This window comes from Streptomyces sp. R818 (assembly GCF_056172735.1).
In genome coordinates this window covers 214,607-241,175 of record NZ_JAOCNE010000012.1, presented here as the reverse complement: position 1 = coordinate 241,175, position 26,569 = coordinate 214,607, and the positions used below count along the sequence as shown (strand labels likewise).

General features: G+C 70.3%; 22 protein-coding genes. 11 read left to right on the top strand and 11 right to left on the bottom strand.

All coding sequences use genetic code 11. The features are described 5' to 3' along the window. Positions 1-44 precede the first annotated feature (44 nt). The 3 genes from N5I75_RS27530 to N5I75_RS27520 form a co-directional block, all read right to left on the bottom strand. Positions 45-950, bottom strand: a complete 906-nt coding sequence (locus N5I75_RS27530; protein WP_476681669.1) for a LysR family transcriptional regulator — start codon at positions 948-950, stop codon at positions 45-47. Between the two features lie 197 nt (positions 951-1,147). After that, positions 1,148-1,639, bottom strand: a complete 492-nt coding sequence (locus tag N5I75_RS27525) for a low molecular weight protein-tyrosine-phosphatase (protein ID WP_476681667.1) — start codon at positions 1,637-1,639, stop codon at positions 1,148-1,150. A 6-nt stretch (positions 1,640-1,645) separates the two neighbouring features. Then, positions 1,646-2,023 (bottom strand): phage holin family protein, encoded by a 378-nt coding sequence (locus N5I75_RS27520; protein ID WP_476681665.1) that lies wholly within the window; start codon positions 2,021-2,023, stop codon positions 1,646-1,648. An 81-nt stretch (positions 2,024-2,104) separates the two neighbouring features. On the opposite strand from N5I75_RS27520, the gene N5I75_RS27515 reads away from it, so the two are divergent. From N5I75_RS27515 to N5I75_RS27500, 4 genes are all read left to right on the top strand, one after another. Further along, the gene (locus N5I75_RS27515) at positions 2,105-2,422 is read left to right on the top strand and encodes a cupin domain-containing protein (protein ID WP_365498635.1); all 318 of its coding nucleotides are present in this window, start codon (positions 2,105-2,107) and stop codon (positions 2,420-2,422) included. A gap of 145 nt (positions 2,423-2,567) precedes the next feature. Then, positions 2,568-2,780 carry a DUF5326 family protein gene (locus tag N5I75_RS27510; protein ID WP_394432417.1) on the top strand — a complete coding sequence of 71 codons (213 nt, stop codon included), beginning with the start codon at positions 2,568-2,570 and terminating at the stop codon, positions 2,778-2,780. Positions 2,781-2,946: 166 nt separating this feature from the next. Beyond that, positions 2,947-3,717, top strand: coding sequence for an IclR family transcriptional regulator (locus N5I75_RS27505; RefSeq protein ID WP_476681662.1), 771 nt, complete (start codon positions 2,947-2,949; stop codon positions 3,715-3,717). A 100-nt stretch (positions 3,718-3,817) separates the two neighbouring features. After that, positions 3,818-4,282, top strand: coding sequence for an SsgA family sporulation/cell division regulator (locus tag N5I75_RS27500; RefSeq protein ID WP_476681660.1), 465 nt, complete (start codon positions 3,818-3,820; stop codon positions 4,280-4,282). A 63-nt stretch (positions 4,283-4,345) separates the two neighbouring features. Here the strand turns inward: N5I75_RS27500 and N5I75_RS27495 are convergent, their stop codons facing one another. Then, positions 4,346-5,707, bottom strand: a complete 1,362-nt coding sequence (locus N5I75_RS27495) for a YibE/F family protein (RefSeq protein WP_476681659.1) — start codon at positions 5,705-5,707, stop codon at positions 4,346-4,348. Between the two features lie 228 nt (positions 5,708-5,935). Between N5I75_RS27495 and thiC the strand changes: the two genes are divergently transcribed. After that, positions 5,936-7,714: a phosphomethylpyrimidine synthase ThiC gene (thiC, locus tag N5I75_RS27490; RefSeq protein ID WP_476681657.1), complete on the top strand. Its 1,779-nt coding sequence runs from the start codon at positions 5,936-5,938 to the stop codon at positions 7,712-7,714. Between the two features lie 66 nt (positions 7,715-7,780). Here the strand turns inward: thiC and N5I75_RS27485 are convergent, their stop codons facing one another. The 3 genes from N5I75_RS27485 to N5I75_RS27475 all read right to left on the bottom strand — a co-directional run bounded on the left by N5I75_RS27485 (position 7,781) and on the right by N5I75_RS27475 (position 11,263). Then, positions 7,781-8,665 carry a hypothetical protein gene (locus N5I75_RS27485; protein ID WP_476681655.1) on the bottom strand — a complete coding sequence of 295 codons (885 nt, stop codon included), beginning with the start codon at positions 8,663-8,665 and terminating at the stop codon, positions 7,781-7,783. A gap of 178 nt (positions 8,666-8,843) precedes the next feature. Further along, positions 8,844-9,923, bottom strand: a complete 1,080-nt coding sequence (locus N5I75_RS27480; protein ID WP_476681653.1) for a metallophosphoesterase — start codon at positions 9,921-9,923, stop codon at positions 8,844-8,846. Between the two features lie 227 nt (positions 9,924-10,150). Next, complete coding sequence (locus tag N5I75_RS27475; protein ID WP_476681651.1) at positions 10,151-11,263, bottom strand: LacI family DNA-binding transcriptional regulator; 1,113 nt, start codon at positions 11,261-11,263, stop codon at positions 10,151-10,153. Positions 11,264-11,644: 381 nt separating this feature from the next. On the opposite strand from N5I75_RS27475, the gene hisC reads away from it, so the two are divergent. The 6 genes from hisC (at position 11,645) to N5I75_RS27445 (ending at position 22,212) form a co-directional block, all read left to right on the top strand. After that, complete coding sequence (gene hisC, locus N5I75_RS27470) at positions 11,645-12,724, top strand: histidinol-phosphate transaminase (RefSeq protein ID WP_476681649.1); 1,080 nt, start codon at positions 11,645-11,647, stop codon at positions 12,722-12,724. Between the two features lie 247 nt (positions 12,725-12,971). Further along, positions 12,972-14,483, top strand: coding sequence for a cytochrome ubiquinol oxidase subunit I (locus N5I75_RS27465; RefSeq protein ID WP_476681647.1), 1,512 nt, complete (start codon positions 12,972-12,974; stop codon positions 14,481-14,483). Between the two features lie 21 nt (positions 14,484-14,504). Beyond that, on the top strand, positions 14,505-15,509 hold the full coding sequence (cydB, locus tag N5I75_RS27460) for a cytochrome d ubiquinol oxidase subunit II (protein WP_476681645.1): 1,005 nt from the start codon (positions 14,505-14,507) through the stop codon (positions 15,507-15,509). A 48-nt stretch (positions 15,510-15,557) separates the two neighbouring features. Continuing rightward, complete coding sequence (gene cydD, locus N5I75_RS27455) at positions 15,558-19,058, top strand: thiol reductant ABC exporter subunit CydD (RefSeq protein ID WP_476681643.1); 3,501 nt, start codon at positions 15,558-15,560, stop codon at positions 19,056-19,058. A gap of 211 nt (positions 19,059-19,269) precedes the next feature. After that, on the top strand, positions 19,270-20,982 hold the full coding sequence (locus N5I75_RS27450) for a GAF domain-containing sensor histidine kinase (protein WP_476682340.1): 1,713 nt from the start codon (positions 19,270-19,272) through the stop codon (positions 20,980-20,982). Between the two features lie 399 nt (positions 20,983-21,381). After that, on the top strand, positions 21,382-22,212 hold the full coding sequence (locus tag N5I75_RS27445; RefSeq protein WP_476681641.1) for a M23 family metallopeptidase: 831 nt from the start codon (positions 21,382-21,384) through the stop codon (positions 22,210-22,212). Positions 22,213-22,393: 181 nt separating this feature from the next. Here the strand turns inward: N5I75_RS27445 and N5I75_RS27440 are convergent, their stop codons facing one another. The 4 genes from N5I75_RS27440 to N5I75_RS27425 all read right to left on the bottom strand — a co-directional run bounded on the left by N5I75_RS27440 (position 22,394) and on the right by N5I75_RS27425 (position 26,433). Further along, positions 22,394-23,269, bottom strand: a complete 876-nt coding sequence (locus N5I75_RS27440) for an HAD hydrolase family protein (RefSeq protein WP_476681639.1) — start codon at positions 23,267-23,269, stop codon at positions 22,394-22,396. Between the two features lie 128 nt (positions 23,270-23,397). Further along, positions 23,398-24,339 carry an LLM class flavin-dependent oxidoreductase gene (locus tag N5I75_RS27435; protein ID WP_476681637.1) on the bottom strand — a complete coding sequence of 314 codons (942 nt, stop codon included), beginning with the start codon at positions 24,337-24,339 and terminating at the stop codon, positions 23,398-23,400. Between the two features lie 470 nt (positions 24,340-24,809). Beyond that, positions 24,810-25,352: an RNA 2'-phosphotransferase gene (locus N5I75_RS27430; protein WP_476681635.1), complete on the bottom strand. Its 543-nt coding sequence runs from the start codon at positions 25,350-25,352 to the stop codon at positions 24,810-24,812. A 157-nt stretch (positions 25,353-25,509) separates the two neighbouring features. Then, on the bottom strand, positions 25,510-26,433 hold the full coding sequence (locus N5I75_RS27425; protein WP_476681633.1) for a MerR family transcriptional regulator: 924 nt from the start codon (positions 26,431-26,433) through the stop codon (positions 25,510-25,512). Positions 26,434-26,569 lie beyond the last annotated feature (136 nt).

The following is a 26,569-nucleotide window of genomic DNA, read 5'->3' as shown; positions in this document are numbered from 1 at the left end:
CCGGCCGGTTCCACGTGAAACATTCCGCATCGCGTCGATACCGCTCACGACCAGTCGACCGCAGCGCGCAGCAGCCACTCATGCGCCCGCGCGATGTGCGGCGAGGCGAGCGTGCCGGTGCGTACGACGAGGAAGTAGGTGCGCAGCGGCGGTACCGGCGGATCGAGCAGCGCCACCACCTCGCCCTGTTCCAGTGCGGAGGCGCACAGATAACGCGGCAGGACAGCGAGACCGGCGCCGGTGATCACACACGCGAGGACCGCGCGGAGGTCGGGCACGACGACAGTGCCGGAGACGTCGGGGCGGGAGTCGAAGACGGCGGCCCAGTACCGCTCGACCAACGGCAGCGACTCGTGGACCTCGACCATGGGGAACTTCTCGAGGGACGGCGCCGCGTCGCGGTGGAGCGTGCCGGAGCCGAACCGGGCGGCCCAGCGAGGTGAGGCGACCAGGACATGCTCCTCGTCACAGAGCGGAGTCGCCGTGAGCAGAGCGCCGCGCGGCCGCGCCGTCGTGATGGCCAGATCATGATGTCCGGCGGCGAGCCCCTCCACGGACTCCTCGGCGGTGCCGAAGGAGGCGCGCAGGGCGATGCTCTGGCCGTCGCCCCTGGTCAGCTCTGTGAGTGCGGGCAGGGCGCGCTCCGCGGTGAACTCCGGTGGGCCCGCGACGTGCAGCGTGCGCACGCCCGACTCCTCGTTGAGCCCGATCTCGGTGATCTCCATGAGGGCGTCGAGGTGCGGGGCCGCCTTGTGCGCCAGCTCGTCGCCGATGGGGGTGGGCGTCACGCCGCGCGCCTGACGCAGGAACAACGGGCGGCCCAGCTGCCGCTCCAGCGTGCGTATCTGCGAGGTGACGGCGGGCTGGGAGAGGCCGAGCAGGGCGGCGGCGCGGGTGAAGGAACCGGCGCGGTGGACCGTCACGAAGGTGCGCAGCAAGGCGAGGTCCATGGCTACGCGCCTCCCTCCGGTCCTGGGGACGCGCTCAACTATAAATATGCGGATGAGTCCCTGTCGCTACGGTGATTGGACACTGACAGAGAGTCAACTAGCCTTGTGGGCGCGGTTCTTCGCGCGCAGAACCGCGGCGGTCCGAGCCACGAGGGGGGAGGCTCGGGCCGTCTGTTGTGCGTAGCCCTCGTACTGGCTCAGGCCGCCCGCCCCTCCACCGCGTCGCGCACGGCGTCGAGCAGGCCGTCGCTCGCCGTCTCCACCATCCGCAGACACTCCTCGAACCCGGCCGCGCCGCCGTAGTAGGGGTCGGGGACGTCCAGATCGTCACCGGCATCCGGGTCGTAGGACCGCAGCAGACGGATCTTTTCCGCGTCCTGCGGGGTCGGTGCCAGGCGGCGCAGGGTGCGCAGGTGGCTCCCGTCGAGGGCGATGACGAGGTCGAGGCGCGCGAACCAGTCGGCGTCGAACTGGCGGGCCGTGTGCGCGGTGGCGTAGCCGTGCTCCTCGAGCACCCGGATGGTGCGCGGGTCGGCGCCCTCCCCGACGTGCCAGCCATCGGTCCCGGCGCTGTCGATCTCGACGCCGCCGGACAGGCCGGCCTCCTCGACGCGGGTGCGGAAGACGTGCTCGGCCATGGGCGAGCGGCAGATGTTGCCCGTGCACACGAAGCAGACGCGGAAGGTCATGGGGGTTCAGTCCTTCTCGGGCAGGACGACGTTGAGCGCCCAGGAGACGATCGAGATGATGAGGCCGCCGAGGACGGCGGTCCAGAAGCCCTCGACGTGGAAGCTCAGGTCGAGCTTGTCGGCCAGCCACGACGTGAGCAACAGCATCAGGGCGTTCACGAGCAGGGTGATCAGGCCGAGGGTCAGGATGAAGAGCGGGAAGGTGAGGACCTTCACGAACGGCTTCACCAGCCAGTTGACCAGGCCGAAGAGGAGCGCCACCAGGATCAGTGTGCCGATCTTCCTGCCGGTGCTGTCCCCGGTCAGCGTGATCTTGTCGACGAGCAGCACCGCGACGGCCAGGGCCCCCGCGTTGGCGATCGTCTTGACTACGAAATTCAACATGTGTCTGATCGTGGCAGACGGGACCGGCGGTGTTGCCGGCGACGAGTGTGACGAGCGCGAACAGCGAGGACGACAAGGGCGATGAAGGCATTCCGGCTGGACGAACTGGAGGCGGAACGCGCCGCCAACGACGGCGCGTATCTGCAGTTCCTGCGCGAGCGGAACATGTCGGTCGGGCTGTACGCGCTGAACGCGGGGGAGCACGACCCGCAGCAGCCGCATCAGCAGGACGAGGTCTACCTCGTGGTCAGCGGGCGCGCCTCGATCACGGTCGGGATGGAGACCACCCAGGTCGGGCGCGGCAGCGTGGTGTACGTACCGGCGGGCGTGGCCCACAAGTTCCACCACATCAGCGAGGACCTGCGGGTCCTGGTCGTCTTCTCTCCCCCGGAGAGCTGACTCCGGACCCCGGGGTTCCCTAAGGGTCGGGTCAGGGGAGGACAAGGGATCGCGGCGCCCCGCGCGCGCCCCCGGCGTGACAGCGTCGAGTGCAGGAAGCCGGAAGAGCCCCGACGAGGGTCTCGGGAGCGAAGGAGCGAGGGCAGTGCGAGAGATATTCGCGGGCATGCCGTGGTGGGTGAAGTGGGTCGCGGTGCCGGTCATCGCCCTGGTCGTGTTCGGCGGGCTGATCGCCAGCGTCGTCGGGTTCGTGATCGGCCTGCTCTTCAAGGTGCTGGTGTTCGCCGCCCTGGTCGGTGGACTCATCTACCTCGTACGGAGGTTCATGGCGGGCTCGTCCTCGCGCAGCGACTGGTGAGCACGGGCGGGGCGCGGGAGTTCGTTCGTTGCAGGGTGCGACGGTTCGCTGAACCGGGGGAAGTTTCCGTCCAGGGCCCGTACCGAGCGGTGGCCAAGGGTTAAAGTCCGGATTCCGATCCCCGTGGGTTCCATGTGAGGGGACGCACGCGTACCGGGAGTGAACCTTGGCCGATCCCGCAATCTCGGCCCCGCAGACGCTCATCGGCTCCGTCCAGCGCGCCATGCGGCTGCTCGAGGCGGTCGCCGCCCACGACGAGGGGGCTCCCGCCAAGCAGCTCGCCCGGGAGGCCGGAGTCGCCCTCCCCACCGCCTACCACCTGCTGCGCACGCTGGCCCACGAGGGCTATCTCCGCAAGGACAGGGGCGTCTTCCTGTTCGGCGACGCGGTCGAGCGGCTGAGCAGCAGCGGAGCCCAGCAGAATCGTCGCGGCATGATCACCGACGCGCTGCGCCACTGGCGGGACGCGCTCGGCGTGCCCGTCTACTTCGCGATCTACCGCGACGGCGAGATCGAGATCGTCGCCGTCGCCGACACTCCGGCCAATCCGGCCGTCGAGGAATGGGCCGACTTCGCCGAGACCGGACACGCCCACGCGATCGGCCAGTGCCTGCTCTCCCAGCTCGGCGAGGAGGCCCGCCGGGACCACCTCGACCGCTACCCGGCCCGCGCCATCACCCCGTACTCGGTACGGGACAACCGGACGCTGCTGCGCAGGCTGCGCACCGTGGAACGCATGGAGCCGCTCATCGAGCGCCAGGAGTACGCGCTGGGGACGGCCTGCGCCGCGTTCCCGGTCACCATCGGCTCGCTGGCCGCTGCGGTGGCCATCTCCCTCCCCGCGCATCAGACGGACAGACTGCTGCCCGCGGCGCGGCGCCTGCAGGACGAGATCGGCAGGCTCGTAGGGACACTCGCCTTCTCTATCAGCATCTGAAAACTCACTCCTTGTAATCCCTCGTGTACGTTGAGCAAGATGCCAGCAGCGTCAGGGAGGTCATTCCTGGCCAATCGACGTCACATTGACGGGGTAGGCGATGCGCGAGTCGGTACAAGCAGTGCAAGCAGAAGTCATGATGAGCTTCCTCGTCTCGGAGGAGCTCTCGTTCCGTATCCCGGTCGAGCTCCGGTACGAGTCCGCCGACCCGTACGCGGTGCGACTCACCTTCCATCTCCCCGGTGACGCCCCGGTGACCTGGGCGTTCGGCCGGGAACTCCTCGTCGACGGGGTCAACGGGGCCACCGGTGACGGCGATGTCCGGATCCTGCCCGTGGAGAGCGCCGGGGGCGGCGCCGACGAGCTGCCGGTGGACGTGCACATCCGGCTGCAGGTGGGCGGCGATCACGCGCTGTTCCGGGCCGGTGTCGCCCCGCTCGTCGCGTTCCTCGACCGTACGGACAAGCTCGTCCCCCTCGGCCAGGAACAGGCCCTCGGCGACTACGAGGCCGAACTCGACGAGGCGCTCGACCGCATCCTCGCCGAGGAGCAGAACGCGGGCTGAGCACCGAGTGGTCGACGATGCGACGCCTGTGCGGCGCGGTGCACCCGAGCCGTTCCGCGCCGCTCAGCGCTTGCGTCGTCGGCCCCCTCCGCCGCGTCCCGGAGCGGTCCGCGCGGGCGTGCCGGGCACCGGACGGTCGGCCGAGACGACCAGGGCGGCCAACGCGGTGGTCACCGGCACCGCCGCCACCAGGCCGATCGAACCGACCAGCGTGCGCACGATCTCCTCGGCCACCAGCTCGCTGTTGGCCACGTCGACGACGCTGCTCTGCGCGATCGAGAACAGCAGGAGCAGCGGAAGCGCCGCGCCCGCGTACGCGAGGACCAGGGTGTTGACGACGGACGCGATGTGGTCGCGGCCGATCCGGATGCCCGCCCGGTACAGACCGCGCCAGCCCATCGTCGGATTGGCCTCGTGCAGCTCCCACACCGCCGATGTCTGCGTGACCGTCACGTCGTCCAGGACACCGAGCGAACCGATGATGACCCCGGCCAGCAGCAGGCCGCTCATGTCGATGTCCGGGTACAGGCCGTGGATCAGGCCGGTGTTGTCGTCCGTGTTGCCCGTCAGCGCGGCCCAGCCGATGAAGAGCGACCCCAGCAGGCCGATGAGCAGCAGCGACACGAGGGTGCCGAGGACGGCGACCGATGTACGGGCGGTCAGGCCGTGGCACATGTAGAGCGCGATCAGCATGATCGTGCTGGCCCCGACGACCGCTACGACCAACGGGTTCGAGCCCTGGAGGATCGCCGGGAGGATGAACAGGGTCAGCACCAGGAAGCTGACCGCGAGCGCGACCAGCGCCATGACACCGCGCATGCGGCCCACCACCACGACGACCAGGGCGAAGATCCCGGCGAGGAGCGCCATGGGGAACTTGCGGTTCACATCGGTGACGGAGTACTGCAACTCCTTGGGCGCGTCCGGCGCGTAGGCGACGATCACCTTCTGGCCCTCGCGCAGTTGGCGCGGCGAGTCCGGCTGCACGATCTCTGTGAACGTACGGCCCGTGTCGTCGCCGGTGTCGACCCGGATCGTCGCCTTCTCGCAGGTACCGGAAACCTTGCCCTGCGTCGGTGTGCCCGAGGGGTCCTGTGTGGCGGAACCCGTCGCGTTCACGGACTTGCAGTCGACCTTCTCGACCCGGGCGACGGTCGCCTGCTGCGTCTGCCGGTCGAAACCGACACCGGTGCGCTCGTGGTCCGGGGCGCCTCCGGGCCAGAGCACCACGAGGCCGACGACGACGGCCATGGAGAACGGCACCAGGATCGCCGCGATGACCTTGCGCAGGTGCTGCGAGACAGGCGCGGCGGGGCCATGACTGTGCGAGTGGCCGTGCCCGCCCGGGCCGTGCCCGGACCCTGAAGGGCCCGGCCCATGCGGGGGATGGGGCGGCGGAGGCGGAGGCTGCTGCGTCGAGGTCACCGCCCGATCATCGCAAGAACGACAGGGGCCCTCTGTTCAACGCGTCCGAAGTGACGCTAGCGTGGAGGCACCTTTGCACACGCGGGAGCTCGGAGCACCGGGCTGAGAGGGCGCTGACCTTCGTCCGTGCGTGTTTCACGTGAAACAGCGTGAAACGCCGCCGACGAACATCGCTGCGTCGACCGCCGAACCTGTTACCGGGTAATGCCGGCGTAGGGAGTAGGTCTCATGACCACAACGGACGCACGCACGCCTGCCTCCAACGGCTCTGAGCCGGAGGCAGGGAAGTCCATCGGCTGGCACAAGGGGTACATCCAGGGCTCGCGCCCCGACCTCAACGTGCCGGTCCGCCAAGTGCATCTCACCAACGGCCAGGCCGTCACGCTGTACGACACCTCCGGTCCGTACACCGATCCGACCGTCGACACCGATGTGCGCAGGGGGCTCGCACCGCTCCGGGAGAACTGGATCATCGCCCGCGGCGACACCGAGGAGTACGCGGGCCGCCCCGCCCGCCCCGAGGACGACGGCATCAAGCACACCTCGCCACGCGGCGGGCTGCGCAACCTCGACGCGGTCTTCCCCGGCCGCCCGCGCCAGCCGCGCCGCAGCAGGACCGGCGAGGCCGTAACCCAACTCGCGTACGCCAGGCGGGGCGAGATCACCCCGGAGATGGAGTACGTGGCCATCCGGGAGAACGTCGCGCCCGAGGTCGTCCGCGAGGAGATCGCGGCAGGTCGCGCGGTGCTGCCCGCCAACGTGAACCATCCGGAGATCGAGCCGATGATCATCGGCAAGCGGTTCCTGGTGAAGGTCAACGCCAACATCGGCAACTCCGCCGTCACCTCGTCCATCGAGGAGGAGGTGGAGAAGATGACGTGGGCGACCCGCTGGGGCGCCGACACCGTCATGGACCTCTCCACCGGCCGCAACATCCACACCACGCGCGAGTGGGTGCTGCGCAACTCCCCCGTCCCCATCGGCACGGTGCCGCTCTACCAGGCGCTCGAAAAGGTCGACGGCAAGGCCGAGGAGCTGACCTGGGAGATCTACAAGGACACCGTCATCGAGCAGGCCGAACAAGGCGTGGACTACATGACGGTGCACGCCGGCGTCCGGCTCCCGTACGTCCCGCTGACCGCCAACCGCAAGACCGGCATCGTCTCGCGCGGCGGCTCGATCATGGCCGCATGGTGCCTCGCGCACCACAAGGAGAGCTTCCTCTACGAGCACTTCGAGGAACTCTGCGACATCCTCGCCGCGTACGACGTCACGTACTCGCTCGGCGACGGACTGCGCCCCGGCTCCATCGCGGACGCCAACGACGAAGCCCAGTTCGCCGAACTGAGGACGCTCGGCGAACTGAACGCGATCGCCAAGCGGCACGGCGTCCAGACCATGATCGAGGGCCCGGGACACGTCCCGATGCACAAGATCAAGGAGAACATCGACCTCCAGCAGGAGATCTGCGAAGAGGCCCCGTTCTACACGCTCGGCCCGCTGACCACGGACGTCGCTCCGGCGTACGACCACATCACGTCCGGGATCGGCGCCGCGATGATCGCCTGGTGGGGCACGGCGATGCTCTGCTACGTCACGCCCAAGGAGCACCTGGGCCTGCCCAACCGCGACGACGTGAAGACCGGCGTCATCACATACAAGATCGCGGCGCACGCGGCGGACCTCGCCAAGGGGCACCCGGGCGCGCAGGACTGGGACGACGCGCTCTCGGACGCCCGCTTCGAGTTCCGCTGGGAGGACCAGTTCAACCTGGCACTCGACCCGGACACGGCGCGGGAGTTCCACGACGAGACACTCCCCGCCGAACCGGCGAAGACGGCGCACTTCTGCTCGATGTGCGGCCCGAAATTCTGCTCGATGAAGATCTCGCAGGACATCCGCCGCGAGCACGGCACCACGCAGGCCGAGGTCGAGGCCGGCATGGAGCAGAAGTCGAAGGAGTTCGCCGAGGCGGGCAACCGCGTCTATCTGCCGCTCGCCAACTGAACCGGCGTACGCGCATGACGACGGGCTCGGGGCCGCTTGGTGCACCCCGAGCCCCTTGTCCCCGGCTCAGTCCGGCTGGTGCTCCGGGCCTCCGAAGTCCGGGCTCGTGAAGTCCGGACTGGAGAACCCGGCGCGCTGCCCCGTGGCGGTTCCGCCGCCGTCGGGGCTGCTGAATCCGGGCCTGTTGTAGCCGAGCTGCGGCATGCGGTTGGCGGAGCCGCCGCCCCTGCCGCCGCTCAGCGAACCGCCGCCCAGGGCGGTCCGGGCCTGGGCGTCCCGCAGGAACGGGAGGATGCCCCGCTCAAGGAGCGCCTCGGTCCAGGCTTCCCTGGCGCGCGTCACCTCCTCGCTGGCCTCGCCGTGCGCGCCTGCCTGCAGCGAGGTCGACCCGTTGCGCAGGGCCGTCAGGAGCAGGCAGACCGCGGCGACGAGGATGCACGCCGCGGTGAGCGCGCCGAAGACCCAGCCGACGGACAGCAGCGTGTCGGCGAAGTCCGGCGGCGGGTTCAGCATCTTCAGGATGTAGCCGACCAGCAGGAAGATCGCGGCCGCGGTCCCGGCGAGGACCGGGGCGAGCACGACGGCGACCGCGGCGATGCCGGGCCCCGTGGTCTCCGCGACCTCGCCCACCGTGGCAGCGAAGCCGATGGAGCTGCCGCCGCCGGACTCGGCCGAGCTGGAGGAGCCTCCTTCACGTAGCGGACGGACGGGCTGCGGAGCGGCGCGCAGCTCGTCGCGGACCTTGGTGTAGTGCTCGTACTCGGTGGCCGCCGCCGTGCTGATCAGTGCGGCGGCGTTCAGTGCCATGGTGCGCAGTTGTTCGGGGTTGAGCCGCTGGCCCACGGCGGCGAGATCAGGCCGGTTGGGTGCGGTACGCAGCGCCTCATCAAGGACCCGCTCGAACTCGGGGCGGTCCTCGTTCAGCAAATGCGGAGCGCTGTTCATGTGCATCCCCCGATGCTCCGTAGGGCTTGGTGGCCCGCATGGTTACGAGCCGTCGGGCAGAAACGGAGGGGAGCCTGCTACGGATAAGGCGATGGTAGAGCGGTCACAGCACGCGGTGACAGGGAGTTTTCGAAATTCGCCCCCCGTGCGCCGGACGCTCCGTCCACGGCGCCTGCCCAGGGAACTACCGGCTATGCATGGGGAGTTGTTGGACCAGCAGTTTTCCGGCCATGGTGACGCCGCCGTCCATGGCGATGGCGAGACCGCCCGCGTACACATGAGGTCCCTCGACGACGGGTCCGCTGTCCTCGCCGTCCGCGTCCTCGGTGCCGACCTCGCCGAGGAGGTACGGGATCGGGCTGTGCCCGTGCACGACGCGCGAGCCGCCGTAGGTGCCGAGGAGTTCGCGTACGGCGCCGGGGCCCGCCTCCTCGTCGCGGAACGCAAAGCGCTTGGTCAGCTTGCGGAAGACGTCCCAGCACTCGTCCGCGTCGTTGCGCGTGAGGGTCTCGCGCACCGTGTCGTTGACGGCCTCGATGGAGTCGCCGTAGTCCAGGTAGGCGGTGGTGTCGGAGTGCATGAGCAGGTGGTCGTCCTCGATCTCGATCGCGTCGAGCCGGGACATCCACTGCAGATGCACGTCCTGGAGGCGGTCCATGTCGGACTTCTGTCCACCGTTGAGCAACCAGGCCGCCTGGAAGGTGGCGGTGCCCGCGCCGGAGTTGACCGGCGTGTCGCCGAACCGCTTCGCGCCGAGCAGCAGCAGCTCGTGGTTGCCCATGAGCGCCTTGCAGTAGCCGCCGGCGGCGGCCGCCTCGGCGCTCAGCCGCATCACGAGGTCGATGACGCCGATGCCGTCGGGGCCGCGGTCGGTGAAGTCGCCGAGGAACCACAGGCGCGCGTTGCCCGCCACCCAGGCGCCGTCCGCGTCGACCAGGCCCTTCTCGCGGAGGGCCGCGAGCAGCTCGTCGAGGTAGCCGTGCACGTCGCCCACGACGTACAGCGGCCCCTTCTCGTCGCCGGTCCTGGGCGCCGGCGCGGCGGTCGCGGCGGTGTCCATCTGCACGGTGTCACCCCGGTTGATGACGGGCAGGTCGCGCTCGGTCGGCGTGTAGCCGTCCGGGTACTGCGCCGCCTCGGGGGAGTCGGCGACGGGGTCGGTGGGCTGCACGTTCGCCGGTACGTCATGGACGTACGCGGGCACGCGGAAGTCACGCAGCGTCTCCGTGCGCGCTGCGGGTCCCTGACCGGCCCCCTGAGTCATCGACCCCTCCACCATTGCGCCGCCTGTGCACCGGATCGGACTGCCTGGTCGCAGCGGCCCGCGGTGTCGTCCGCCCATCATAGGAATGCGGCTCGTGCTGTGTGATGCACCAGGGGTGGTGAATCGGTGACGGGCGGCTGTTCGCCACACTTTTCTCCCGAATTGGTGTGGACTTTTCCCCTCGGCCGCGGCGGGCCGCGGCCGGTCCGGAGGGTGAGTGGGGCCGGTCAGCCCTGCCCCGGGGAGCGGGGCGGGCTGACCGTGGTGCGCTGCGGGCGGCGCTGCGAGGAGGTCCGCACGATGAGTTCGGTCGGTATGACCTGCTCGACCGGTAGGTCCGAATCGACCCCTTCGATGGCGTCGATCAGAAGCTGGATGACGGCTGTGCCGATGCGGCGCGGTTTCAGGGACAGGGTCGTGATGGGCGGCTCGGTCGTCGCGTACACGGTCGACTCGCTGCAGCACACGAGCAGCAGGTCCTCCGGCACGCGCAGACCGTAGCGGCGGGCCGCGGCGAGCAGGTCGGTGCCGTTGGGATCGAAGAGGCCGTAGACCGCGTCGGGCCGGTCCGGACGGGCGAGCAGCCGGTCGGCGGCGACGGCGCCCGCGCACGGATCGTGCGCCGGATAGGACTCGTAGACCGGCTCCTGCCCGATCCGCTCGCACCAGTGCAGGTAGGCGGAGGTGGACAGGTGGGTGTAGGTGTCGGTGGTGGTGCCGGTGAGCAGGCCGATGCGGCGCGCGCCGGCCGCGGCGAGATGGTCGAGGATGCCGAGGACGGCGGCCTCGTGGTCGTTGTCCACCCAGGCGGTCACGGGCAGGGTGCCCGCGGGACGTCCGTCCGAGACGACGGGCAGGCCCTGGCGGACCAGCTCGCTGACGACCGGGTCGTGGTCGGAGGGGTCGATGACGACGGTGCCGTCGAGGGCGACGTTCGACCACACGTCGTGGCGTGAGGTGGCGGGCAGGATGACGAGGGCGTAGCCGCGGGCCAGCGCCGCGGAGGTCGCGGCTCTCGCCATCTCCGCGAAATACGCGAATTCGGTGAAGGTGAAAGGTTCATCCCCGTAGGTCGTCACTGTCAGGCCGATGAGGCCCGACTTTCCGGTACGGAGCGTGCGGGCGGCCGCGGAAGGGCGATAGCCCAGCCGGTCGGCGACCTCGCGGACATGGCGTCGGGTGGCGTCCGGGAGCCGGCCCTTGCCGTTGAGCGCGTCCGAGACAGTCGTGATCGAGACCCCGGCGGCTGCGGCAACATCTCTGATGCCTGCCCGGCCCGGCCGGGTCCCCCTGCGGGTCGTCTCTGCCCGGCTCACCTGGTGCTTCCCTGCTGCTGTCATGGCGAGCCGATAGTAGGGCTCATGCGGTCGCATGGCGGGGGTGCATATGCACGCGTTGACAGGCACGTTTCTGCAAGGTGATGGGCCGTCAATGACCATGGAACAGAAGGAAGTTAGCGGTTTCTACGAGGCTGCGTCGGTTGTCGTTACCTACGAGCCTGCCGACTCGGCGATGTTGCGAGTAGGTCTCAACTCACCTGCACGGGTGATGCGCGCCACGGCGCGAGCCACCGGCGCGCGCCAGGCCAAGGAGCGCTCCCCCCTCCCCGTACGCCTTCCCGGCCCCTCTTCCTCAGGGCGGTCCGGCCCGGCCCATTGGGGCGGACGGCCAATCCTCATAAGGTAAGCAGTATTGCAACGGTGGCCACGAGGAGGACTGCGGTGAGCGAGACGAACCCCAAGCTGCGCGCGGAGCTGGCGGGGATCCCCACCTACAAGCCGGGCAGGCCCGCAGCCGCCGGGGGCCCGGCGGCGTACAAGCTGTCCTCCAACGAGAACCCGTACCCCCCGCTGCCGGGCGTGATGGAGCAGGCGATCGCCGCGGCCGGCACCTTCAACCGCTACCCGGACATGGCCTGCTCGGGCCTGATGGAGGAGCTGGCCGACCGTTTCGGTGTGCCGGTCGCCCATCTGGCCACCGGTACGGGTTCGGTCGGCGTCGCCCAGCAGCTGCTCCAGGCGACCAGCGGGCCCGGCGACGAGGTCATCTACGCGTGGCGCTCCTTCGAGGCGTACCCGATCATCACGCAGATCAGCGGGGCGACGTCGGTGCAGGTGCCGCTCACGCCCGGCGAGGACCACGACCTGGACGCCATGGCGGACGCGATCACCGACCGCACGCGCCTCATCTTCGTCTGCAACCCCAACAACCCCACGGGCAACGCCATCCGTCGGCCCGAGCTGGAACGTTTCCTCGACCGGGTGCCCTCCGACGTCCTCGTGGTGCTCGACGAGGCGTACCGCGAGTTCATCCGTGATCCCGAGGTGCCGGACGGTGTGGAGATCTACCGGGACCGGCCGAACGTGGCGGTGCTGCGGACCTTCTCCAAGGCGTACGGCCTCGCGGGGCTGCGTGTCGGGTTCGCCATCGCGCACGAGCCGGTGGCGGCGGCGCTGCGCAAGACGGCCGTCCCCTTCGGCGTCAGCCAGCTCGCGCAGGACGCGGCGGTGGCCTCGCTGCGCGCGGAGGACGAGCTGCTCGGCCGCGTCGGCTCCCTGGTCTGCGAGCGCAACCGGGTCGTCGAGACACTGCGGGCGCAGGGCTGGACCGTGCCGGAGACGCAGGCCAACTTCGTGTGGCTGCGTCTGGGCGAGCGGACCCTGGACTTCGCGGCGGCGTGCGAGCAGGCGGGGGTCGTCGTTCGGCCGTTCGCGGGCGAGGGGGTCCGCGTCACGGTCGCGGAGACCGAGGCCAACGACATCTTCCTGGGCGCTGCGGAGGCCTTCCGCAAGGAGCTCTGACCCGCTCCGGACGACGTACAGAGAGGCGCGAGGTGGCGATGCCGCCTCGCGCCTCCTCATGTGCGCTCGTCGGCATGATGTGGCGTTGGTCGCAGTGGGGGGACCCCGCTTCGGTATCCGACAACCAGTACGACATAATGCTTGTGAATGTGAACGCGTTCACAAGCGCGTCCCGGTTCCTCCGGAGAAGTCCGGTATTCCAGGGGCGAACCGCTGCGTGGCCGCGGTGATGTAAGGAGATGACGCAGTGGACCTGGCTCTGGCGCCGGAGACCCTGGCGCGATGGCAGTTCGGCATCACCACCGTCTACCACTTCCTCTTCGTCCCCCTGACGATCTCGCTGGCGGCCCTGACCGCCGGGCTGCAGACCGCCTGGGTGCGGACCGAGAAGGAGAAGTACCTCAAGGCCACGAAGTTCTGGGGAAAGCTCTTCCTCATCAACATCGCGATGGGCGTCGTGACGGGCATCGTGCAGGAGTTCCAGTTCGGCATGAACTGGTCCGACTACTCGCGCTTCGTCGGTGACATCTTCGGAGCGCCGCTGGCGTTCGAGGCGCTGATCGCGTTCTTCTTCGAGTCGACCTTCATCGGGCTGTGGATCTTCGGCTGGGACAAGCTGCCGAAGAAGATCCACCTGGCCTGCATCTGGATGGTCTCCATCGGCACGATCCTGTCCGCGTACTTCATCCTGGCGGCCAACTCCTGGATGCAGCACCCGGTCGGCTACAAGTACAACAAGGCCACCGGACGCGCCGAGCTGACCGACTTCTGGCAGGTCCTGACGCAGAACACCGCGCTCACCCAGGCCTTCCACACCCTGTCGGCCTCGTTCCTGACCGGCGGCGCGTTCATGGTCGGCATCGCCGCCTTCCACCTGGCGCGCAAGAAGCCGAAGAACATCGCGACGATGAGGACCTCGCTGCGGCTCGGCCTCATCACGCTCGTCATCGGCGGCATGCTCACCGCGATCAGCGGCGACCAGCTCGGCAAGGTCATGTTCAAGCAGCAGCCGATGAAGATGGCGGCGGCCGAGGCGCTGTGGGACGGCCAGGACGCGGCACCGTTCTCGATCTTCGCCTACGGCGATGTAAGCAAGGGCCACAACAGCGTCGAGTTCTCCATCCCCGGCGTGCTGTCCTTCCTCGCCGACGACAACTTCACCTCGCACATCCCCGGCATCAACGACACCAACAAGGCCGAGCAGGAGAAGTACGGGCCCGGCGACTACCGGCCGATCATCCCCGTCACCTTCTGGGCCTTCCGCTGGATGATCGGGTTCGGGATGGCGTCCTTCGCCCTCGGCCTCCTCGGGCTCTGGCTCACCCGCAAGAAGTTCATGCTGCCGCAGCACCTGCGGACGGGTGAGGACGAGGTGCCGAACCTGGTGCTCTTCAAGAACAAGGTCCTCAGCCCGAAGTTCACCAGGCTCTACTGGATCGTCGCCCTGTGGACCATGGGCTTCCCGCTCATCGCCAACTCCTGGGGCTGGATCTTCACCGAGATGGGCCGTCAGCCGTGGGTCGTCTACGGCGTCCTGCAGACCCGCGACGCCGTCTCCCCCAGCGTCTCGCAGGGCGAGGTCATCACCTCCATGACCGTCTTCACCCTGCTCTACGCGGTGCTCGCCGTCATCGAGGTCAAGCTGCTCGTCAAGTACGTCAAGGCCGGGCCGCCGGAGCTGACCGACGACGATCTCAACCCGCCCACCAGGATCGGCGGCGACCGTGACGCCGACAAGCCGATGGCCTTCTCCTACTAGGGCCAAGGGAGCGCACAAGTCATGGAACTCCACGACGTCTGGTTCGTCCTCATCGCGGTCCTCTGGATCGGCTACTTCTTCCTCGAGGGCTTCGACTTCGGCATCGGCATCCTCACCAAGGTCCTCGCGCGCGACCGTGCCGAGCGGCGCGTGCTGATCAACACGATCGGTCCCGTCTGGGACGGCAACGAGGTGTGGCTGCTCACCGCCGGCGGAGCGACCTTCGCCGCGTTCCCCGAGTGGTACGCCACGCTCTTCTCCGGCTTCTACCTGCCGCTGCTGATCATCCTGGTCTGCCTCATCGTGCGCGGTGTCGCCTTCGAGTACCGGGCGAAGCGCCCCGAGGAGAAGTGGCAGACCAACTGGGAGCACGCGATCTTCTGGACCTCGCTGATCCCGGCGCTGCTGTGGGGCGTGGCCTTCGGCAACATCGTGCGCGGGGTCAAGCTCGACCAGCACTTCGAGTACGTCGGCACCTTCTGGGACCTCCTCAACCCGTACGCGCTCCTGGGCGGCCTGGTCACCCTGACCCTGTTCACCTTCCACGGAGCGGTGTTCGCCTCGCTCAAGACGCTCGGCGACATTCGAATGCGGGCCCGCAAGTTCGCGCTGACGGTCGGTCTGGGTGCGCTGGTGGTGGCGCTCGGGTTCCTGGTCTGGACCCAGACAGACAAGGGGGACGGTGGCTCGCTCATCGCGATGATCGTGGCCCTGGTTGCTCTCGTCGGCGCCATCGGCGCCATCAAAGCGGGGCGCGAGGGGTGGTCGTTCGCCCTGTCCGGCATCACCATCGCGGCGGCGTTCGCGACGCTCTTCCTGACGCTGTTCCCGAACGTCATGCCGTCGTCGCTCGACCCGGCCTGGAGCCTCACCGTCACCAACGCCTCGTCGAGCCCCTACACGCTGAAGATCATGACGTGGCTGGCGGCGATCGCGACACCGCTCGTGCTGCTCTACCAGTCGTGGACGTACTGGGTCTTCCGCAAGCGCATCGGGACGAAGCACATCGCCGATGCCGCGCACTGAGCTTGACCTTCTTACGGATCTACGCGCCTACCCGAGGGTGTGTTTCACGTGAAACCGATCGACCAGCGCCTGCTCCGGTACGCCCGGGCCACTCGCCTCTTCCTCCTGGCAGTGATCGTTCTCGGCGCCGCCGGGGCCGGCCTGGTCATCGCGCAGGCGATGATCATCGCCGAAGTGGTGGTGGGTGCCTTCCAGCACGGCTTCGACGTCGCGCAGCTGCGGACCCCGCTGCTGCTGTTGGTGGCCGTCGCGGCCGGGCGCGGCCTGGTCTCCTGGCTGACCGAACTGGCCGCGCACCGTGCGAGCGCGGCGGTCAAGTCGGAGCTGCGGGGGCGGCTCCTTGAGCGCGCGGCGCAGCTCGGTCCCGGGTGGCTGAGCGGGCAACGGACCGGCTCGCTGGTCGCGCTCGCCACGCGCGGCGTGGACGCGCTGGACGACTACTTCTCGCGCTATCTGCCGCAGCTCGGGCTCGCGGTCGTGGTCCCGGTGGCGGTCCTTGCGCGCGTGGTCACCGAGGACTGGGTGTCGGCGGCGATCATCGTCGGCACGCTTCCCCTCATCCCGATCTTCATGATGCTCATCGGCTGGGCCACCCAGTCCCGCATGGACCGCCAGTGGCGCCTGCTGTCGCGCCTCTCGGGGCACTTCCTGGACGTGGTCGCCGGACTGCCGACTCTGAAGGTGTTCGGCCGCGCCAAGGCACAGGCCGAGTCCATCCGCACGATCACCGGCCAGTACCGCAGGGCGACCATGCGCACCCTGCGCATCGCCTTCCTGTCCTCCTTCGCCCTGGAACTGCTCGCGACGCTCTCGGTCGCCCTGGTCGCGGTCACCATCGGCATGCGGCTCGTGCACGGCACGATGGACCTCTACGTCGGTCTCGTCATCCTGGTGCTCGCGCCCGAGGCGTATCTGCCGCTGCGGCAGGTCGGGACGCAGTTCCATGCCGCCGCCGAGGGGCTCGCGGCGGCGGAGGAGATCTTCGCCGTCCTGGAGACGCCCCTGCCGGAGTCCGGCTCGGCGCCTGTCCCCGCCACCTCCGGCATCGTGTTCGACGACGTCTCCGTGCGCTATGAGGGACGTACGGACGACGCCGTCTCCCATGCCTCCTTCGCCGTCGCGCCCGGCGAGACAGTGGCCCTCGTAGGGCCCAGCGGTGCGGGCAAGTCGACGCTTCTGAGCGCCTTGCTGGGCTTCGTGCGTCCCAGTGGCGGGCGCGTGCTCGTCGGGGGTGCGGACCTCTCCACCGTCGAGCGGGGCGAGTGGCACGCGCGCGTGGCGTGGGTTCCGCAGCGCCCGCAGTTGTACGCCGGGTCGATCGCGGACAACGTACGGCTCGCCCGGCCCGGCGCCGACGACGCTGCGGTGCTGGCCGCCTTGCGCGAGGCGGGGGCGCTGGAGTTCGTCGAGGCGCTGCCCGACGGGGCGCGCACGGAGCTCGGCGAGGACGGCGCGGGCCTGTCGGCCGGACAACGGCAGCGCCTCGCACTGGCCCGCGCGTTCCTCGCCGACCGGCCCGTCGTCCTGCTCGACGAGCCGACGGCCGCGCTCGACGGCGCGACCGAGGCCGGCATCGTCGAGGCGGTCCGCAGGCTGGCCGTCGGCCGGACCGTGCTCCTGGTCGTGCACCGGCCGGCCCTGCTGGCCGTCGCCGACCGGGTGGTCCGCCTGGAGATGCCCGACGCGGGGCGGCCGGTCGAGCAGCGGACGGCCGTGGTGGCGGGGGCGCCTGAGCGGGCTTCGGTCGCCGTCACATCGCCTGACCGGGAGGCGCAGGACGCGTCCAAGGACCGGCGCCACGTCCTCGCCCGGCTGCGTGCCGCCGCCCGTCCGCGCCGCTCGCGGCTGGCCCTCGCGCTGCTGCTCGGGGCGCTCGCCCTCGGCAGCTCGGTCGGTCTGTTGGCGACCAGCGGATGGCTGATCTCGCGGGCCTCGCAGCAGCCGCCGGTGCTCTACCTGATGGTCGCGGTGACGGCCACGCGTGCGTTCGGCATCGGCCGGGCCTGCTTCCGGTACGCGGAGCGGCTCGTGTCGCACGACGCCGTGCTGCGGATGCTGGCCGACACCCGGGTCGCCGTCTACCGCCGCCTGGAGCGGCTCGCGCCTGCGGGGTTGCGCACCACGCGCCGGGGCGACCTGCTGTCCCGGCTCGTCGCGGATGTGGACGCGCTCCAGGACTACTGGCTGCGCTGGCTGCTGCCCGCCTCGGTCGCGGCACTCGTCGGCGCCGGATCGGTGGCGTTCACCGCCTGGATGCTGCCCACGGCGGGTGCCGTGCTCGCCGTCGGACTGCTGCTCGCCGGTGTCGGGGTGCCGCTCCTGTCGGGGGCAGTCGCCCGCAGGGCGGAGCGGAGACTGGCTCCCGCGCGCGGGGCGCTCGCGACCAAGGTCGCCGAACTGCTCACCGGCACCGCCGAACTGACCGTCGCCGGTGCGCTGCCCCGCCGCACGAAGGAGACCGCCGACGCCGACTCGGCGCTGACCCGGATCGCCTCGCGCGCGGCCACCGCGACCGCGCTCGGCGACGGGCTCACCGCGCTGATCACCGGCCTGACCGTGGCCGCCGCCGCACTGGCCGGAGTGCAGGGAGTACGCGCCGGACAGCTCGACGGCGTGGCGATGGCGGTCGTCGTCCTGACCCCGCTCGCCGCGTTCGAGGCGGTGCTCGGCCTGCCCCTCGCAGTCCAGTACCGCCAGCGCGTCCACAAGAGCGCCGAGCGCGTCTACGAGGTGCTCGACGCCCCCGAACCCGTACGGGAGCCCGAACGGCCCGCACAGGCGCCGCGGGACCCCTTCCCGCTCGTCGTGCGGGGTCTCGCCGCCCGGTACGAGGGACAGGCGCGGGACGCGCTCGCCGGTGTCGACCTGACGCTGGAGCGCGGCCGCCGGATCGCCGTCGTCGGTCCGTCCGGGTCGGGCAAGACGACGCTCGCCCAGGTGCTGCTGCGCTTCCTCGACGCGGACGCAGGGACGTACACGCTCGGCGGGACCGACGCGTACGCGCTCGAAGGCGACGCCGTTCGACGGCTCGTGGGGCTCTGCGCCCAGGACGCCCACCTCTTCGACAGCAGCGTCCGCGAGAACCTGCTGCTCGCCAAGAAGGACGCCACCGAGGACCAATTGCGCGCCGCGCTCGGCCGCGTACGCCTTCTGGAGTGGGTGGACGCGCTGCCGGAAGGGCTCGACACGCTGGTGGGCGAACATGCCGCGCGGCTGTCCGGCGGCCAGCGCCAGCGGCTCGCGCTGGCCCGCGCGCTCCTTGCCGAGTTCCCGGTCCTCGTCCTGGACGAGCCGGCCGAACACCTCGACCTGGAGACGGCGGACGCGCTCACCGAGGACCTGCTGGACGCGACCCAGGGCCGGACGACCGTGCTGATCACGCACCGGCTGGCCGGACTCGACGCCGTCGACGAGGTGATCGTGCTCGACGGCGGGCGGGTCGCGCAGCGCGGTCCGTACGCCGAGCTGGCCGCTGTCGACGGGCCGCTGCGGGATCTGCGGGAGCGGGAACAGGCGGCGGAGCTGCTGGTCGGGGCCGGGCGGCGGTGAACGCGGGCGGATGTCGGGAGCAGCGCGGGCGGAGATCAGGAGGACAGGAGGAGCGCAGGCGGAGATCAGAAGGACAGGAGGACAGGAGGCGGGGATCAGGAGGGCAGGAGCAGCGCGGGCGGAGATCAGGAGGAGCGCTGGCGCGGGGCCTCTGCGATTCCGACTTTCCTCGCTAAATAGGACTTACTAGTGTCGGGGCATGGCATCACCCATGGAGCCCTCCGCTCCGACCCCTCCCGAACCCGCCGGGGACGAGCCTTCGGGTGCGCGTGGTCCGCACGGGCTCTCGACGGAGCTGACCGCGCGCGTGCCGCAGCTTCTGGAGGCGATGCGGTCCGTGGGCACCGGCCTCGAACCGCACTCCACGCTCGACCGGATCTGCGAGACCGCCGCCGATCTCGCGGACGCCCGCTATGCGGCGATCGGCGTCATCTCCGAGGACGGCGAGGGTCTCGCGGACTTCGTCCATTACGGCGTCGACGAAGCGACCGCGCAGCGCATCGGGCGGCTGCCCGACGGACACCGGGGGGTGCTCGGCGCGCTCATGCACGACCCGGCGCCGATGCGCCTCGCGAACCTCGCCGACGACCCGCGCGCGTGCGGGTTTCCCGCGCACCATCCGCCGATGCGGTCGTTCCTGGGCGTCCCCATCCGCGTCCAGGGCGAGATCTTCGGCAACCTCTACCTCACGGAGAAGCGCGGGGGCCAGGAGTTCAACGACTACGACCTGAGCATGGTCCGGGTGCTCGCGACCGAGGCGGGCATCGCGATCGGCAATGCGCGGCTCTACGACGCGGCAAGGCAGCGGGAGCGGTGGATCGACGGCTCCGTGGCCGTGACCACGGCGCTGCTGTCGGGCGGCGACGCCGACGACGCGCTGCAGGTGGTCGCCGAACAGGCCCGCAGGCTGTCGGAGTCGGCGGCCGGCCTGGTGCTGCTGCCGACCGGCGACGGCGGCATGGAGGTCGTCGCCGTCGCCTCGGACAAGCCGTCCGCCGCTCTCGGCCTGATCATCCCGCCGGAGAGCGCAATGGCAGCCGAACTCTTGTCCGGGACGGCGATGTTCATCGAGGACACGGCCGCCGATCCGCGGGTGACGAGCGACCTTGCGCGCGGTTACGGGCCCGCCATGCTGCTGCCTCTGCAGAGCGACGGACGCGTCCTCGGGACGTTGGTGACGCCACGCGCGCGTGGGGAGCGCCCCTTCACGGAGGGCGAGCGCACTCTCGCCACCCAGTTCGCCTCGCAGGCCGCGCTCGCGCTGATGATGGCCGAGGCACAGCGCGACCGGGAACGCCTGGCCGTGTTCGAGGACCGCGACCGCATCGCGCGCGACCTGCACGACCTCGTCATCCAGCGGCTGTTCGCCACCGGGATGATGCTGGAGACGGCCCAGCGCCGGTCCGTGGCGCCCGAGGTGCGGTCGGGCATCGGCAAGTCCGTCGACGAGCTGGACGTCACCATCCAGGAGATCCGGACAGCCATCTTCGCGCTGCAACAGGGCCCGGCGGAGGCCCCTTCCGGGCTGCACACGCGCGTGCTGCGGGAAATCAACATGGCGGCTGTACCGCTCGGGTTCAAGCCCTCGCACTCCTTCGTGGGGCCGGTCGACAGTGTCGTCGGCGAACTCACCGGCAAGAACCTCATCGCGGCCCTGCGGGAGGCTCTGTCGAACGCCTTCCGGCACGCGCGGGCCACCCGGATCGACGTCGTCGTGGACGCGACCGTATCTCTGCCGGACGGCCGCCAGGGTGTGCGGCTCACGGTCGCTGACGACGGCGTGGGCATTCCGGAGGGCGGGCGGCGCAGCGGCCTGAAGAACCTCAAGAGGCGCGCGGAGTCGCTCGGTGGCGACAGTTGGTACGGGCCGGGCCCCGGAGGCGACGACGGCGGTACGACGGTGGTGTGGGAAGCGCCGTACTGAAGCGCCGCGCCGTACTGAAGCGCCGCGCCGTCCGGAGGCGCCGCGCCGTCCGGAGGCGCCGCGCCGTCCGGAGGCGCGACGTGGTGGCCCCGGTTCGGCGGTACGTTTCTGCGCCGTTCGGGGCAAGCGGCCCCCCAGCCGTACGAATCCCACGGGAGCCCGGTCGCGCGGCGGGCAACGATCCCGGACATGCGCCTTCGCCCCCTCCGCTCTCCAGCCGTCCTGGCGCTGCTGTGCGCACTCATGGCGCTCTGTGGGCCTCCTGCGCCGTCCCGGGCGGCTGAGGGGCCCGAGCCGAGTGCCGAGGTGGCGCGGCTCCTCGTGGAGGCCTCAGCGGCGACACAGCGCTATGAAGCGGGGCGCAGGGCCGCAGGAGCGCAAAAGGCCGCGGCCCGGCGGATGGAACGGTTGCTCGGCAAGGAACGGCGCGAGGTGGCCGCGCTCCATGACGACCTCGGCCGGATCGCCCGCGCCCAGTACCGCGGCGGTGGTGACATTCCGCTCGCGGCGCAGCTGCTGCTGTCCGACAGACCGGAGGAGCTGCTGCACGGCCAACGGGCCGTGTTGCAGGCCGACCTCGCACTCAACAATGCGGTGGGAAAGAGCCGCCGAGCGGAGAAGAGGCTCGCCGAGGGGCAGCGCGCGGCGACCCTGCAATGGCACGCCCTGCGGAAGCGCACCGTGCACCTCGCAAGGCTGAGAAAAAGCATCACGAGCAAGCTCGGACAGGCGCAAGGGAAGCTGCAGGGCGACGCCGACCGGGCGGTGGCGGCCGGTCAGTGCCGCGGTGCCGTACGCCTTGAGCAGCCCGCTCTGCGTGACACGCGCGCGTGGGTGCCACCCGTCGCCAGGTACGAACTGTCGGCGGGCTTCGACAGTGCGGGCGCGCGCTGGGCCCGCCGCCACACCGGACAGGACTTCGCGGTGGACATCGGCACACCTGTGCGGGCGGCGGGCGCGGGACGCGTGGTCCGCGTCTCCTGCGGCGGCGGCTTCGGCGTCGAGGTCGTCGTCCGGCACGCGGGCGGCTACTACACGCAGTACGCGCACCTGGCGGCCGTCACCGTCGACCAGGGCGAGAAGGTGCGGACCGGGCAGTGGCTCGGGCAGGCGGGCACCACCGGCAACTCGACGGGGCCGCACCTGCACTTCGAGGTGCGGCTCACGCCGGATCTGGGGTCGGGGGTGGATCCGGTGAGGTGGTTCGCGGGGCGCGGGGTGCGCCTGTAGGCGTTCGTGACCGCTGTTATGGCCACTGTCATGGCCGCCCCGTCATGGCCGCCGTTATGGCCACTGTCATGGCCGCCCTGCTCATGGCGGCTGTCGTGGCCACTGTCATGGCCGCAGGGGGGCGTCCGGTGGCTCCGGTCAGCGCTTAGCCAGGGCGCCCTGCATGTCACCCGGAAGTCCGCTACCTCGCCAGGATGTCCTCTATGACGCGGGCCACGCCGTCCTCGTTGTTGGTCGCCGTGACGCCGGTCGCCGCGGCCAGCACGTCCGGGTGCGCGTTGCCCATGGCGTAGGAGGCGCCCGCCCAGGTGAGCATCTCCATGTCGTTGGGCATGTCCCCGAAGGCGACGACCTCGGCGGGAGAGATGCCGCGCTCGGCGCAGCACAGTTCGAGCGTGCTCGCCTTGGAGACGGTCCGCCCGCTGATCTCCAGGAGGGCGCTCGGGCTGGAGCGGGTGATCGCGGCCAGCTCGCCGACCGCGTCGCGCGCCAGGGCCAGGAACGCATCGGGGTCCAGCTCCGGGTGGAACGCCAGGACCTTCAGCACCGGCTGGTCCGCCACGGTGGACCCGGCGAAGTCCGCTGCGAGCAGCTTCTCGGCGGGCGCGACGCTCTCGCCCGGGTCGAGGTGCAGCGGCGGGTACGTCGGCTCGTGGTGCAGGCCGCCCGTGCGCTCGACGGCGAACGACGTGCCGGGGGCCGCCTCGCGCAGGACCCGTACGACGTCCAGCGCGTCCGGGACGGCCAACTCGCGGATCTTGACGAAGCGGTGGTTGCCGGGACCGCCGTGCAGGTCCACGACGGCGGCGCCGTTGCCGCAGATCGCCAGGCCGTGACCGTGCACATGGTCGCTGACGACGTCCATCCAGCGAGCCGGGCGGCCCGTCACGAAGAAGACCTCGATGCCGGCCTCCTCGGCGGCGGCCAGCGCGGCGACCGTCCGTGGAGAAAAGGTTTTGTCGTCGTGCAGCAGCGTCCCGTCGAGATCCGTGGCGATCAGCCGGGGCGCGGGGGCGGAGGGGGCCGGGGTCCGAGGCCCAGGAGTCGGTGAGGTCACCGCTCTATGGTCGCTCATCTGCGTGCACGGGCGTGCGGCGGGGCGCGCAGATGAGAGCGCTCCTGGCGCATGCGCCCCGCCCGCCCTGTGCCGTCACGCCCCCGGCCCGGCGCTGTGAAGTTGTCGGCTCAACCGAGTTGGGAGAGGGCCTGGGTCGCGATGGCCTCGAAGGTGTCCTGGTCGGCCGCGAAGTCGGTGTCGGGGATCGGCCAGTGCACGACGATCTCGGTGAAGCCCAGCTCACGGTGGGTGCCCGCGAAGTCCACGAACGCGTCTACGGACTCCAGCGGGCGCTTGCGGTCCGGGGTGAAGCCGGTGAGCAGGATCTTGTCGACATCGGCTGCGTCGCGGCCGATGGCATCGCAGGCCGCGGTCAGCTTTTCGACCTGACCGCGAATGGCTTGAACCGACTCCTCCGGGGTGCCTGTCTCATACAACTTCGGGTCGCCCGTGGTCACCCACGCCTGCCCGTACCCGGCCGCCAGCTTGAGACCGCGTGGCCCGGTAGCCGCCACCGCGAAGGGCAGCCGGGGGCGCTGCACACAGCCCGGAATGTTCTGGGCGCCGCCCGCCGAGTAGAAGGTGCCGTCGTACGAGACCGTGTCCTCGGTGAGCAGCCGGTCGAGCAGCGGAACGAACTCGGCGAACCGGTCGGCCCGCTCCCGCGGCGTCCACGGCTCCTGGTCGCCCCGGGCCAGCGCGTGCGCGTCGAAACCGGTGCCGCCCGCGCCGATGCCGAGCGTGATCCGGCCGCCCGAGATGTCGTCGAGCGAGATCAGCTCCTTGGCGAGGGTCACCGGGTGCCGGAAGTTCGGGGAGGTCACGAGGGTGCCGAGGCGGATGCGCGAGGTCACGCAGGCGGCGGCGGTCAGCGTCGGCACGGCGCCGAACCACGGGCCGTCGCGGAACGGCACGCGCCAGGACAGGTGGTCGTACGTGTACGCGGTGTGGAACCCCAATTCCTCGGCACGCTGCCAGGTCTCCCGGGCCCCGTCGTGCCAACGGCGATAGGGAAGGATCACGGTGCTCAGGCGGAGCGGAGCAGTGGTTGCGGGGGGCGTGTCGGTCATGGGGTGAGCGTAGGCGGAGGGGTTCGACGGGGGTGGTGTGGGCTGGGTGGGGCGTTGGGTGAGGGTGGGGAGTTGGGTAAGGGTGGGCGTTGAGTGATGGTTGGGTGGGGTGTCGGCTCAGGCGGGGCGCTGGGCCGCATTGCGTTCGGGCGGCCGGAGACGGATCCGGAAGCGGGGCCTCGGGCGGCATCGCGGGCGGGCGCCGGAGGCGGGCCAGCAGCGGGGCTCTAGTCGGCATCACGTGCGGGGCTGTCGGCGGCCGGCTGGATCGAGCGGCCCGAGGCGGGTGCCGGTTGGCCGGAACGGCAGGGCTAATTGAGCGGTCCGAGGCGGGTGCTGGCGGGCTGGAGCGGCAGAGCCAATTGAGCGGCCCGAGGCGGGTGCCGGTGGGCCGGAATGGCAGAGCCAATTGAGCGGCCCGAGGCGGGTGCCGGTGGGCCGGAACGGCAGAGCCGGGTAGCGGTGCCACCTCAGCTCGGGAACCGCAGAAACTCCGGCGGCACGGCTGAGGTCAGCCAGACCCCGTTCGCGCTCACGCGGAACGTGTGGCCGGCCCGATGCATCGCCCCCGCATCGACGGTCAGCACGACAGGACGGCCGCGTCGGGCCCCGACCCGCGTCGCCGTCTCGCGGTCCACGGAGAGGTGCACGTCGTGCCTGCTCATGGGCGCGAGCCCCTCCGCACGGATCGCGTCGAGGAAGCGGTCGACGGTGCCGTGGAAGAGGTAGGCGGGCGGCTCCGCCGCCGCCAGGCCCAGGTCGATGTCGACCGTGTGGCCCTGATTGGCGCGGATGCGGGTGCCCTCGACGGAGAAGCGCCGCTTGTCGTTCTCCGCGACTACCCGGTCCAGTTCGGCCCGGCTGACGCGGAAGCCGTGCGAGGACGCCGCCGCGAGCAACTCGTCGATCTCCACCCAGCCCGCCTCGTCGAGCGTCAGCCCGATGCGTTCCGGTTGATGACGCAAATGCCGCGAAAGGTATTTCGACACCTTGACGGTGCGTTGCTCGTTCATGGCGCCAGGGTGCCCGCCCCGGAGGCAGTGGTGCACGCAGATTTCATCCGGTCAACTACTGCGGCATGTTTGATCCACAGGTAACTGGCGTTATCCACAGCCCACTTAGCGAGACTGTGTATAACACCGTTGCAAGCGGCCGGACTTGAGCAACTAGTCACATACGGCCCCGATTTGTTGCCAAAGCATCCAAAGTCCTGCTCTGTACCTCGCGTTCGGTGGCCGCTGTAACGAAAGCCGTCACACTGTCCGAGCCAACAAGCTCACGCACAGCGCGCATTGTGCTAGCAGGCAGAGCAACAATCTCCTGTTCCGGAGTCGAAACCGCCGTAGACCCGTCCGCCAGGTGCTGATGCAGATGTCGCGTCGCGAACAGCCGCATGGCACGCGCCAGTTCCGCGTCAACGGATTGCTGAGCGAGTGGCCGCAGACGGCGTACGAGCGATGCGGCTTCGGCCGCTTCCATGTCGGTCGGCGGGTACGAACCCAGGTAGCGTGCGAAGACGTGCTCGGTCGTGAACTCCAGGAAGCGGGCGGCTATGTGCTCGACGCTGCCCCTCAACTCCCGTAGATGCCCGCTTATTGCGGTCAGCGGTACGCCAGCCGCATGCAACTCCACAGCGACAGCCAGCTCTTGCGGGCTCGGGACAACGAACTCGTCGTCCTTTCCCGGCACCTGTTCCAGCACGCCGAGCTCGACTGCCTCGCGCACCGCGGCCTCGTCGTACTCGTCACCGAACCGCTCGGCCAGCTCCGCGCGCGTGATGCGGCCCGCCCGCTCGTCGGTCCAGGGCCCGTCCACCTCGGCGACGAGACCCAGCACTCCGCCCAGTCCGCGCCCCGCGTCCCACGCCTCCAGGAGTTCCTTGATGGAGGCCAGGGTGTAACCGCGGTCCAGCAGGTCGGCGATCTGGCGCAGCCGGGACAGATGCGCGGCCGTGTACACATTGGCGCGGCCGCGACGCTCGGGCCGTGGCAGCAGACCGCGGTCCTGGTAGGCGCGGATCGTACGCACCGTGGTGCCGCTGTGGTGCGCCAGGTCCTCGATCCGGTACTCGGCGACCGATCGCTGCTCCGTCACACTTCTCACCCCTCGGCCGTACCCGGCGTGGTCGCACCCCGACGGTGGGCCTCCTGCGAGGGATCGTACGACCGGCGCGGGCACCGGCCCACGGCCAGCCCGGTGCCCACAGCGATGTGCCCGGTGCCCAAAGCCG